Raw genomic sequence first — 11,003 nt, forward strand, 5'->3', positions numbered from 1 at the left:
TGGGACAGTCTCCTTGCTTGGGGATTGGTCAGGCGGTGCGGTGCCGGTGATGCACGATGCGGGCGCGCAGCACGCCGCGCGTGCCGAACAGGATCGAGCTGAAATAGACGACGCCGGCCGAAAGGATGATCGCGGGGCCGGAGGGCAGCGAGGCGTGATAAGACAAAAGCAGTCCGGCAATGCAGGAGGCAAAGCCGATCAGCACGGCGAGCACGCACATCGGTTCCACGCGCGCCGTCCAGAACCGGGCAGCGGCGGCCGGCAGCATCATGAGCCCGACCGAGAGCAGCGTGCCCAGGGCCTGGAAGCCGCCGACGAGGTTGAGCACGACAAGGCCTAGGAAGATGAAATGCACCGGGCTGCCCATGCGGCTCACCGAGCGCAGGAACAGTGGATCGAGGCATTCGGCGACCAGCGCTCGCCAGAAGATGGCGAGGCAGGCAAGCGTCACCGCCACGATGCCGCCGATCAGCGTCAGCGCTTCATTGTTGAGCGCGAGCACGGTACCGAAGAGCACATGCATCAGATCCACGCTGGAGCCGCGGATCGACACCATCAGCACGCCGACGGCAAGCGAGATCAGATAGAAGGCCGCCATCGAGGCGTCCTCGCGCTGAATGGTGAAGCGCGAGACGGCGCCCGCGCCAAGCGCCACGATGATGCCGGCGATCAGACCGCCGACCGTCATCGGCAGGATCTCGAGCCCATAGAGCAGGAAGCCGGCGGCAGCACCCGGCAGGATGGCATGCGCCATGGCGTCGCCCGACAGGCTCATGCGCCTGAGCATCAGGAAGACGCCGACCGGGCAGGCGCCGAGCGACAGCATCAGCGAGCCAACCAGCGCCCGCTGCATGAAGGCGAAATCGGCGAAGGGCGCGATGAACAGGCCGTAGAAAATTTCCATCACGCCGCCCTCGGTCCGGAGCCATGGTCGTGGTGGTGATCATGTCCATGAGCGTGATCGTGGTGATGGTGGCGGTCGTGTGCGAGATCATCGCCATGGTCGTGAGCATCTGGCTCGCACCAGGGCGCATTCTCTTCCCAGGCCTCGTGGAAGCGCCGTGCCTTGAGCAGGTTTTCCGGCCGCAGCGTTTCCTTTGTGTCGCCCCAGGCCACTGGCTGGCGCGCGAGCAGCAGCGTTTCCGGGAAATTCTGCCGCACCAGATCGAGGTCATGCACGACGACCATGATCGTGCGCTCCTCGCCATGCCAGCGCTTTATCAATTGGATGAGATCGCCGACGGTCTTGGCGTCGACGGCGTTGAAAGGCTCGTCGAGCAGGATGAGGTCGGCGTCCTGCAACAGCACGCGGGCAAACAGCGTGCGCTGCAACTGGCCGCCGGACAGCGTGTCGATCGGGCGCTTCTCGAAGCCGCCGAGCCCGACCGCCATCAGCGCCTTGCTGACCGACTCGCGATCCTCTTTCGTATAGCGCCCAAGCATGCCGCGCTTCGGCCACAGGCCGAGCGAGACCAGATCGACGACGCGCGCCGGAAAGGAGCGGTCGAGCTCCGACTGCTGCGGCAGATAAGCGGTGCGGACGCCCGGCATGCGGACCACGGCCCCTTCCATTGGCTTCAGCACGCCGACAATGCCCTTCATGAGCGTCGACTTGCCCGAACCGTTGGCGCCGACCACCGCGGTCAGCGAGCCTTTGCGGACAATGCCGTTGAGGTGATGGATCGCCGGATGGCTGCCATAGCCGAGCGTCAGGTCGCGAAAGGTCAGGCAGGCATTGGTCATCAGGCGTCGGTCCGCGAAATCGAGTGCGTTGTCGATATGTGATGTTATTACATTAGTCAACACGCCGCCCGGGCGGAATTGTGTCGTGACCGGTCAACTCGCCGTGTAGGCGAAAGGGCAGGGACCGGACAATTGGCTCAATTGGTTTCGCCTCCGCCGGCCTTGCCCGAAGCCGGCATGGACTCTAAACAAGCGCGACTTTGAAAAGGAAGGAACCTCCAATGAGCATTCGTCGCATCGATATCGGCCCGCGCATGAGCCAGATCGTCATCCACGGCAACACCGTCTATCTGGCCGGCCAGGTTGGCCAGCCCGGCGGCAACGTCGCCTCGCAGACCCGTGATATCCTGAAGACCATCGACGAATTGCTGGCCAAAGCCGGCACCGATAAAACCAAGATCGTGCAGGCGATCATCTGGCTGGCCGACATGGGCACCTTCGCCGAAATGAACTCGGAGTGGGACAAGTGGGTGCCGCAGGGCCACACCCCGGCCCGCGCCACCGGCGAAGCCAAGTTGGCCACGCCGGAATATCTGGTCGAGATCATTGTGACGGCGGCGCTGTAAGGCGCCACTCCCCCTCATCCGGCCGCTTCGCGGCCACCTTCTCCCCGGTGGGGAGAAGAGATTGCGCCGGCGCTGACCGACTCCTCTCCCCTTGGGGAGAGGTCAGCCGAGCGAAGCGGAGGCTGGGTGAGGGGGAGTCACCCCTGCGAAGGCGTGAACCTTGCCACCAGCGTATGGCTCTCCGCCGGATAGACAAACCGCACGTGCGTGACCGGGTGCTCGGCGCTCCAGGTGCGGCGCTCGACCACCAGGCAGGGCGCGCTCGCCTCGATGTCGAGCGCATCAGCGATCGTGTCGTCGGCGGCCATGGCGCGGATACGGTGCTCGGCCTCGCTCCACGGCACGCGGCCGATCAGCCAGGGGCCGGGCGCGATCTCGAGAAATTCCTCGTCACCAGCCTCGGGCACGGCCGAAAGGTTGATCAGCCGCTGCTCCAACGCGAACGGCCGTTCGCCGGCAAAATGCAGGCTTTCCAGTGCAAGCACCGGACCTGGTGCGGAGAGCCCCAGCAGCGCGCGGTCTTCGGCGCTGCTGCGCCGCTTGACGCGTTCCAGCCGCTCACAGCGATAGGGCAGGCCGAGCGCCTCGACCTCGATCCTGATGTCGTGCAGCTCCAGCACCGCCGCTTGCGACTGCGGCTGGCGCACGAAACTGCCGGAGCGCCGCCGGCGCTCGATCAATCCGCCCTTGGCGAGCTGCGACAGCGCCTTGTTCACCGTCATGCGCGAGCAATTATACTGAGCCGTCAGCTCGTGTTCGAAGGGAATGCGATGGCCCGGCGCCCACGCGCCCGACAGAATCTTCTCGCGGATGTCGGACAGGATGCGCTGATGCAGCGAGAGGCTCTCGCCGCCATCGACATCATCTGTCTCGACCAAGCTCATCGAACGGTCCTGTTCAGCCTTGCGACAATGCGGTCATGACTTCGCGGAACCGCTTGGCGACCGCCTCGCGCTTGACATGCCTGCCGCCGCTGACCTGCTTCTTGCCATGCACCCAGACGCAATCGACCTTGCTGCCATTGGCAAAGATCCAGGCGTCGAGGATCGCGTCGCCCGCCTTGCCAGCAAGCGAAGGGTGGCCGGCATCGAGCGAGACGAGATCGGCCGGACCGCCGTCGGCAATCCGTGACAGGCCGGCGCCGAGCGCCTGGCTGCCGCCGTCGAGCGAAGCGTCGAACAGCGCGCGTCCGGTGGATCCGCCGGCCCGGGCCAGCACGTTGCGGGCGCGGTGGGCGAGGCGCTGCGAATATTCGAGCTGCCTCAGCTCGTCCGGCAGGCCGATCAGCACATTGGAATCGGAGCCGACGCCGAAACGCCCGCCATGCTCGATGAAGAGCGGGGCCGCGAAATTACCGTCGCCGAGATTGGCCTCGGTGATCGGGCAAAGCCCGGCGATCGCACCAGTCCGTGCCATGGCGATCGTTTCGGCCTCGGTCATATGCGTGGCATGGATCAGGCACCAGCGATTGTCGACCTCGGCATTGGCGAGCAGGAATTCGACCGGGCGCTTGCCCGACCAGGCCATGCAGTCCTCGACCTCCTTCACCTGCTCGGCGACATGGATGTGGATCGGACCGTTCGGTGACATGGCCGCGACTGAATTGAGCTCGTCCGGCGTTGCGGCGCGCAAGCTATGCGGCGCGACCCCGACGACGGCCTGCTCAAGCGAACGAGCAGCCTCGCGGGCCTTCTCAAGCAAGCGCCCGAAACGTTCGACATCATTGATGAATCGCCGCTGACCTTCGTTGGGAGCAGCGCCGCCGAAGGCGGAATGCGCGTAAAAGACCGGCAGCAGCGTCAAGCCGATGCCGGTGTCTGCGGCGGCAGCCGCGATCCACTCCGCCATCTCGGCGATATTGGCGTAAGGTTTTCCGTCGCGGTCGTGGTGGAGGTAGTGGAACTCGCCGACGCGCGAAAAGCCGGCTTCCAGCATCTCGACATAAAGCTGTGACGCCACCGCCTCGACCTGGTCCGGTGTCATCGACAAAGCGAAACGGTACATCACCTCGCGCCAGCTCCAGAAACTGTCTGCCGAAGGGCCGCGCATTTCAGCCAAACCCGCCATGCCGCGCTGGAAGGCGTGGCTGTGCAGGTTGGGCATGCCGGGCAGGACGATGGCATGGCGTTCGTCGCCCGCTTCTGCGAAAGCGCCGGCCTCGACCGCGGAGATGCGGCCGCCGTCCAAAGCGATCCTCACATTGCCTTGCCAACCGCCGGGCAGCAGCGCCTGTTCCGCAAAGATCGCCGTCACGTTCCTCTCCGAATCTGAATGCCTAGATGACATTATCACTTGCGTCGGGTTTCAATATGTATATACATAATCGCCATCCAAGCAAACGGAAAAGATGATGGGTGGAGCAAACGGGAAGAGCGGCCATCGGGTCTGGCGCAATGCGCGCCTGGCGACCATGGCCGATGGCGCGGCCGGTCTCGGCGCGGTCGAGAAAGGCGCGGTCGTCGCGCGCGACGGGCTCATCGTTTATGCCGGTCCCGAGGCCGATATGCCGTCTACGGCGGCCGAGGCTGTTGATTGCGACGGACGCTGGATCACGCCCGGCCTGATCGATTGCCACACCCATCTCGTCTATGCCGGCAACCGCGCCAACGAGTTCGAGATGCGTCTGGCCGGCGCCACCTATGAAGAAGTGGCGCGCGCTGGTGGCGGCATCGTCTCCTCGGTCAAGTCGCTGCGCGCCGCCAGCGAGGACGAATTGGTTGCCCAAACGCTGCCGCGCCTTGATGCGCTGATGGCCGAGGGCATCACCACCGTCGAGGTGAAGTCCGGCTACGGCCTCGATGCCGACAACGAGAAAAAGTCGCTGCGTGCCGCCCGCCGCCTTGCCGACGAGCGCCCGGTCACGGTTCGCGCCACTTGCCTTGCAGCGCATGCGCTGCCGCCGGAAGCCAAGGGCGACAGGGACGCGTTCATCGATCTCGTCGCCGATACCATCCTGCCGCAGGTCGCCGCCGAAAAGCTTGCCGACGCCGTCGACGGTTTTTGCGAGGGCATTGCGTTTTCGCCGGAGCAGATGGCGCGCGTCTTCGACAAGGCCAAGGCGCTCGGCCTGCCGGTGAAACTCCATGCCGACCAGCTTTCCAACCTGCATGGCGCGGCCCTTGCCGCCCGTTATGGCGCGCTGTCGGCGGACCATCTTGAATATACGGACGAAGAGGGCGCAGCCGCGATGGCCAAGGCCGGCACCGTGGCGACGATACTGCCTGGGGCCTACTACTTCATCCGCGAGACCAAGAAGCCGCCGGTCGATCTGTTCCGCCGGCACGGCGTGAAAATGGCGGTCGCCACCGACTCCAATCCCGGCACGTCGCCGCTCACCTCGCTGCTGCTCACCATGAACATGGCCGCGACGCTGTTCGGCATGACTGTCGACGAATGCCTTGCCGGCGTCACCCGCGAAGCCGCGCGTGCGCTGGGCCTCCTCGATAAGACCGGCACTTTGGAAGCCGGCAAATCGGCCGATCTCGCCATCTGGGACATCGAGCGCCCGGCCGAACTCGTCTACCGCATGGGCTTCAACCCGCTCCATGCCCGTATCTGGAGAGGACAATGACCGAACTAACCCTGACGCCTGGCAGCGCGACCCTTGCCGACTGGCGCGCCATCTATCGTGGCGCTGTGCCGAAGCTCGACGATGCTTGCAGGCCGAAGATTCGGGACAGCGCCGAAGCGGTTGCCCGCATCCTTGCAAAGGGCGAGCCGGTCTATGGCATCAACACCGGTTTCGGCAAGCTCGCCAGCGTTCGCATTCCAGAAAGCGATCTCGAAACCCTCCAGCGCAACATCGTGCTCTCGCACGCGGCCGGCGTCGGCGAGCCGATGCCGGTCGCCGTGGTGCGGCTGATGATGGCGCTGAAGCTTGCCAGCCTCGCCCAGGGCGCCTCCGGCGTGCGCGCCGAGACCATCGACCTGCTTCAAGGGATGCTCGCCAACGACGTCATCCCGGTGGTGCCGGCGCAAGGTTCGGTCGGCGCTTCCGGCGACCTCGCGCCGCTCTCACATATGACGGCCGTCATGATCGGCGTCGGCGAATGCTTTACCCCGCATGGCCGCTTCCCTGCCAAGGTCGCCTTTGTCTCGCACGGGCTTGAGCCGGTGACGCTCGGTGCCAAGGAAGGCCTGGCCCTGCTCAACGGCACGCAGTTCTCGACGGCTTTCGCGCTGGCCGGCCTGTTCGAAGCCGAGACGCTCTACCAGTCGGCGCTGGTCGCCGGTGCGCTGTCGACCGACGCTGCCAAGGGCTCCGACGCGCCCTTCGATCCGCGCATCCATCTTTTGAGGAAGCATCGCCGCCAGATCGAAACGGCGGATGCCTTGCGCAACCTGATGGCCGGCAGCGCCATCCGTGAATCGCACCGCGTCGGCGACGAGCGCGTGCAGGACCCGTATTGCCTGCGCTGCCAGCCGCAGGTGATGGGCGCCGCCCTCGATGTGCTGCGCAAGGCCGCCGACACGCTCGAGACCGAGGCCAATGGCGTCACCGACAATCCGCTGATCTTCGCCGAGGACGACACCGCACTCTCGGGCGGTAATTTCCACGCCGAGCCGGTCGCCTTCGCCGCCGACATGATCGCGCTGGCCGTCTGCGAGATCGGCTCGCTGTCGGAGCGGCGCATCGCCATGCTGGTCGATCCGGCGCTCTCCGGCATGCCGGCCTTCCTGACCCCGAAGCCCGGCCTGAATTCCGGCTTCATGATCCCGCAGGTGACGGCGGCGGCGCTCGTTTCGGAAAACAAGCAGAAGGCCTATCCGGCAAGCGTCGATTCCATTCCGACCTCGGCGAACCAGGAAGATCATGTCTCGATGGCTGCGCATGGCGCGCGCCGGCTGCTCGGCATGATCGAGAATGCGACCGCCGTCATCGGCATCGAACTCTTGGCCGCCGCGCAAGGCTGCGATTTCCACGCGCCGCTGGCTTCGAGCGATGCGCTGGAAGCGGTGCGCAAGCTGGTCCGCGCCGAGGTGCCGCATCTCGACAATGACCGCCATTTCCATCCCGACATGGAAAAGGCGATCGCCCTGGTGCGCAGCGGCGCCGCGGTGAAGGCGGCGGGTGCTGTGAAGCTGCCCGGGATTGCGTCGTGAGATTGAACGCCCTGATAGGTCGCGATCCTTCGCGCCCCCCTCTGTCCTGCCGGACATCTCCCCCACAAGGGGGGAGATCAGCGGTTTCGGCGCCCCGCTCAATTCTGCGACGTCGGCGATTGGCGAAAGCCGGCGTGACATCCGATCTCCCCCCTTGTGGGGGAGATGCCCGGCAGGGCAGAGGGGGGCGCCGTAGAGCTCCAGCGCAGGGGGATCTCTCATGACCAGCCCTCCCTGGCTCACCATCACACGCGGCACCGCACCTCTGCTGGTCTCGATCCCGCACACCGGCATCGACCTTGCCGGCCTCGACAGCCGCCTGGTCTCGACCTGGCTCGGCAGGCGCGACTGCGACTGGTGGATCGACAAGCTCTATGATTTTGCCGCCGATCTCGGCGCGACCGTCGTGCACACCGCCATCTCGCGCACGGTCATCGACGTCAATCGCGATCCGTCCGGCGTTTCGCTCTATCCGGGCCAGGCGACGACGACGCTCTGCCCGACGGACACGTTCGACGGCGATCCGCTCTATAATATGGGCGACGAACCAACCCCGTCCGAGATCGACCAGCGCCGTGAGACCTATTTCGGGCCGTATCACGCCGCCCTGCAGGCCGAGATCGACCGGCTGCGCGGCATGCATGAGAACATCGTGCTCTATGATTGCCATTCGATCCGCTCGGTGCTGCCGCGCCTTTTCGAAGGCACGCTGCCGGTCTTCAACCTCGGCACCAACGACGGCAGGAGCACCGATCCGTCGCTGCAGCAAAAGGTCGCCGAGATCCTCGCCGCGACCGGCGAGAGCTGGGTGGTCAACGGCCGCTTCAAGGGTGGCTGGATCACCAGAAGCTTCGGTCAGCCGCAAAACGGCGTGCATGCGCTGCAGATGGAGCTCTCCAACCGCGGCTATATGCGCGAGCCGGCCGCGAAGGGCTCGCCCGAGAACTGGCCAGTGCCGTACGACGCGACCTACGCCGCGCCGATCCGTGCCACGCTGAGAAGTATCCTCGAAACCGCCATTGACTGGGCTGGGCGCTGACGCGCCGCCTTACTCGAAAGGGACAATGATGAACGATCCGCGCCACAACATCCGCGAAGTGCGTGCGCCCCGCGGCGACAAGCTCAACGCCCGCTATTGGACGACCGAAGCGCCGCTGCGCATGCTGATGAACAATCTCGACCCTGAGGTCGCCGAGAACCCCAACGAGCTGGTCGTCTATGGCGGCATCGGCCGGGCTGCGCGCACCTGGAACGACTTCGACCGCATCGTCGCTTCGCTGAAGACGCTGGGCGAGGACGAGACGCTGCTGGTGCAGTCCGGCAAGCCGGTCGGCGTCTTCAAGACCAATTCCAACGCGCCGCGCGTGCTCATCGCCAATTCCAACATCGTGCCGCATTGGGCGACCTGGGAGAAGTTCAACGAGCTCGATAGGAAGGGCCTGATGATGTACGGCCAGATGACGGCCGGCTCCTGGATCTATATTGGCACGCAGGGCATCGTGCAGGGCACCTACGAGACCTTCGTCGAGGCCGGCCGCCAGCACTGCAACGGCAACCTCAAGGGCAAGTGGATCCTGACCGGCGGCCTCGGCGGCATGGGCGGCGCCCAGCCGCTGGCCGCCGTCATGGCCGGCGCCTCTTGTCTCGCCATCGAATGCAACCCGGACTCGATCGATTTCCGCCTGCGCACCCGCTATCTCGACGAGAAGGCCGAGACGCTGGACGAAGCGATGGAAATGATCGATCGCTGGACCAAGGCCGGCGAAGCAAAATCGGTCGGTCTGCTCGGCAACGCAGCCGAGATCGTGCCGGAAATGTTCAAGCGCGGCATCCGTCCCGACATCCTTACGGACCAGACTTCGGCGCATGACCCGATCAACGGCTACCTGCCCAAGGGCTGGACGATGGCCGAGTGGCGCGAGAAGCGCACCTCCGATCCGCAGGCCGTCGAGAAGGCCGCCCGCGCGTCGATGCGCGAGCATGTCGAGGCGATGGTGGCGTTCTGGAACGCCGGCGTGCCGACGCTCGACTATGGCAACAACATCCGCCAGGTTGCCAAGGACGAAGGCTTCGAAAACGCCTTCGCTTTCCCGGGCTTCGTGCCGGCCTATATCCGGCCGCTGTTCTGCCGCGGCATCGGTCCGTTCCGCTGGGCGGCGCTGTCGGGCGATCCGGAGGATATCTACAAGACCGACGCCAAGGTGCGCGAGCTGACCCCTGGCAACACGCACCTGCACAACTGGCTCGACATGGCGCGCGAGCGCATCTCCTTCCAGGGCCTGCCGGCGCGCATCTGCTGGGTCGGCCTCGGCGACCGCCACCGCCTCGGCCTCGCCTTCAACGAAATGGTGGCCAGGGGTGAGCTCAAGGCGCCGGTCGTCATCGGCCGCGATCATCTCGATTCCGGCTCGGTCGCCTCGCCGAATCGCGAGACCGAAGCGATGAAGGACGGTTCAGACGCCGTTTCCGACTGGCCGCTGCTCAACGCGCTGCTCAACACCGCGTCCGGCGCCACCTGGGTATCGCTGCATCATGGCGGCGGCGTCGGCATGGGCTTCTCGCAGCATTCCGGCATGGTGATCGTCGCCGACGGCACGCCCGATGCCGCCAAGCGCCTGGAGCGCGTGTTGTGGAACGACCCGGCGACCGGCGTCATGCGTCATGCCGATGCCGGCTACGACGTCGCCATCGAGTGCGCCAAGGAGCACCAGCTCAACCTGCCGGGCATCTTGGGTTAAAGCCATGCGCATCCTTCGTGCCGCCCGCTACCGCGTCATGCCGTGGAAGAATGGCGGCGGCACGACCACCGAGATCGCGGTTTCGCCCGACGGCGCCGGGCTCGACGATTTTGACTGGCGCGTCTCCATGGCCCGCGTCGAAACCGGCGGGCCGTTCTCGAGCTTCACCGGCATCGACCGGACGCTGTCGGTGCTGGAAGGCGAGGGGGTTGTCCTCGACATCGCAGGCCGGGCGCCGGTACGACTGACCAAAGCTTCGGCGCCGCTCGCCTTTGCGGGCGATCTGCCGACCAGCGCCGCGCTGATCAGTGGCCCGATCACCGATCTCAACGTCATGACCCGCCGTGGCCGGATGGCCCATCGCGTCGAGCGCCGGCCGCTCTCCGGCGAGATTCGCATCTCGCCGCGCGCCGACAGGACGCTGGTCCTGGCAGTCAATGCAGGCTTCAGGCTCCTCACAGACGATGCGCCGAGCCTCGGACCGCTCGATACGCTGATCCTCGAGCGCGACAGTCCGGAATTGCGGTTTCAGCCCAAGGGGCAGGGCCTGCTTTTCGTGATCGAACTGCATCGCCTCGCCGCCAACCATTAACGGCTGTTGCCAAACATGATCGCGGCGCGGGCGAATTATCGCCCGGCCCCTTGCATGTATCACGAAAAAGCCTGATTCCTTGCCCTGATCCAACCGGGGGCGAAGAGCGAGGGGCGTTAGCCCACGAGCTGTCGAAAGGGCACGCCCCTGTTGTGGTGCGCAGAACAAACTTTCGGCCGATCAGTCATGCAACCAATTGCAATTGAACCGGTTTTAGGGCCATTGCCGTGGCGGTGACCCGCATTGCGCCCCGCTTACGGA

10 protein-coding genes are annotated in these 11,003 nt (G+C 65.5%); 6 read left to right on the top strand and 4 right to left on the bottom strand.

Annotated features, from left to right (window positions below; all coding sequences use genetic code 11):
* Positions 1-28 precede the first annotated feature (28 nt).
* Both aztB and aztA read right to left on the bottom strand, forming a co-directional pair.
* On the bottom strand, positions 29-904 hold the full coding sequence (aztB, locus tag CK230_RS16640; protein ID WP_095818231.1) for a zinc ABC transporter permease AztB: 876 nt from the start codon (positions 902-904) through the stop codon (positions 29-31).
* Positions 904-1,743, bottom strand: coding sequence for a zinc ABC transporter ATP-binding protein AztA (gene aztA / locus CK230_RS16645; protein WP_095818232.1), 840 nt, complete (start codon positions 1,741-1,743; stop codon positions 904-906). Before aztA ends, aztB begins: the two co-directional genes overlap by 1 nt.
* 221 nt (positions 1,744-1,964) lie before the next feature.
* On the opposite strand from aztA, the gene CK230_RS16650 reads away from it, so the two are divergent.
* A complete protein-coding gene (locus tag CK230_RS16650; RefSeq protein ID WP_095818233.1) occupies positions 1,965-2,309 on the top strand; it encodes a RidA family protein in 345 nt (114 codons plus the stop codon).
* A gap of 137 nt (positions 2,310-2,446) precedes the next feature.
* On the opposite strand, the gene hutC is transcribed toward CK230_RS16650, so the two are convergent.
* Entirely contained in the window at positions 2,447-3,193 is a 747-nt protein-coding gene (hutC, locus tag CK230_RS16655; protein ID WP_095818234.1) for a histidine utilization repressor, read from the bottom strand.
* Between the two features lie 13 nt (positions 3,194-3,206).
* The gene (locus tag CK230_RS16660) at positions 3,207-4,562 is read right to left on the bottom strand and encodes a formimidoylglutamate deiminase (RefSeq protein ID WP_095818235.1); all 1,356 of its coding nucleotides are present in this window, start codon (positions 4,560-4,562) and stop codon (positions 3,207-3,209) included.
* Between the two features lie 97 nt (positions 4,563-4,659).
* On the opposite strand from CK230_RS16660, the gene hutI reads away from it, so the two are divergent.
* The 5 genes from hutI to CK230_RS16690 all read left to right on the top strand — a co-directional run bounded on the left by hutI (position 4,660) and on the right by CK230_RS16690 (position 10,742).
* Positions 4,660-5,880 (top strand): imidazolonepropionase, encoded by a 1,221-nt coding sequence (gene hutI, locus CK230_RS16665; RefSeq protein WP_176480122.1) that lies wholly within the window; start codon positions 4,660-4,662, stop codon positions 5,878-5,880.
* Positions 5,877-7,412: a histidine ammonia-lyase gene (gene hutH / locus CK230_RS16670; protein ID WP_095818237.1), complete on the top strand. Its 1,536-nt coding sequence runs from the start codon at positions 5,877-5,879 to the stop codon at positions 7,410-7,412. Before hutI ends, hutH begins: the two co-directional genes overlap by 4 nt.
* A 220-nt stretch (positions 7,413-7,632) precedes the next feature.
* Positions 7,633-8,451: an N-formylglutamate deformylase gene (hutG, locus tag CK230_RS16680; RefSeq protein WP_095818238.1), complete on the top strand. Its 819-nt coding sequence runs from the start codon at positions 7,633-7,635 to the stop codon at positions 8,449-8,451.
* 28 nt (positions 8,452-8,479) lie between these two features.
* Positions 8,480-10,150 carry a urocanate hydratase gene (hutU, locus tag CK230_RS16685; protein ID WP_095818459.1) on the top strand — a complete coding sequence of 557 codons (1,671 nt, stop codon included), beginning with the start codon at positions 8,480-8,482 and terminating at the stop codon, positions 10,148-10,150.
* A 4-nt stretch (positions 10,151-10,154) separates the two neighbouring features.
* On the top strand, positions 10,155-10,742 hold the full coding sequence (locus tag CK230_RS16690; RefSeq protein WP_095818239.1) for a HutD family protein: 588 nt from the start codon (positions 10,155-10,157) through the stop codon (positions 10,740-10,742).
* Positions 10,743-11,003: the final 261 nt, after the last annotated feature.

Origin of the sequence: Mesorhizobium sp. WSM3859, from assembly GCF_002295065.1 — a bacterium.
In the GTDB taxonomy this organism is placed as follows: Bacteria; Pseudomonadota; Alphaproteobacteria; order Rhizobiales; family Rhizobiaceae; genus Mesorhizobium.

Coding starts and splice junctions, on each gene's coding strand:
- hutI (WP_176480122.1), top strand. CDS start 4,660: ATGGGTGGAGCAAACGGGAAGAGCGGCCATCGGGTCTGGCGCAATGCG.
- hutC (WP_095818234.1), bottom strand. CDS start 3,193: ATGAGCTTGGTCGAGACAGATGATGTCGATGGCGGCGAGAGCCTCTCG.
- CK230_RS16650 (WP_095818233.1), top strand. CDS start 1,965: ATGAGCATTCGTCGCATCGATATCGGCCCGCGCATGAGCCAGATCGTC.
- aztB (WP_095818231.1), bottom strand. CDS start 904: ATGGAAATTTTCTACGGCCTGTTCATCGCGCCCTTCGCCGATTTCGCC.
- hutG (WP_095818238.1), top strand. CDS start 7,633: ATGACCAGCCCTCCCTGGCTCACCATCACACGCGGCACCGCACCTCTG.
- hutH (WP_095818237.1), top strand. CDS start 5,877: ATGACCGAACTAACCCTGACGCCTGGCAGCGCGACCCTTGCCGACTGG.
- aztA (WP_095818232.1), bottom strand. CDS start 1,743: ATGACCAATGCCTGCCTGACCTTTCGCGACCTGACGCTCGGCTATGGC.
- CK230_RS16690 (WP_095818239.1), top strand. CDS start 10,155: ATGCGCATCCTTCGTGCCGCCCGCTACCGCGTCATGCCGTGGAAGAAT.
- hutU (WP_095818459.1), top strand. CDS start 8,480: ATGAACGATCCGCGCCACAACATCCGCGAAGTGCGTGCGCCCCGCGGC.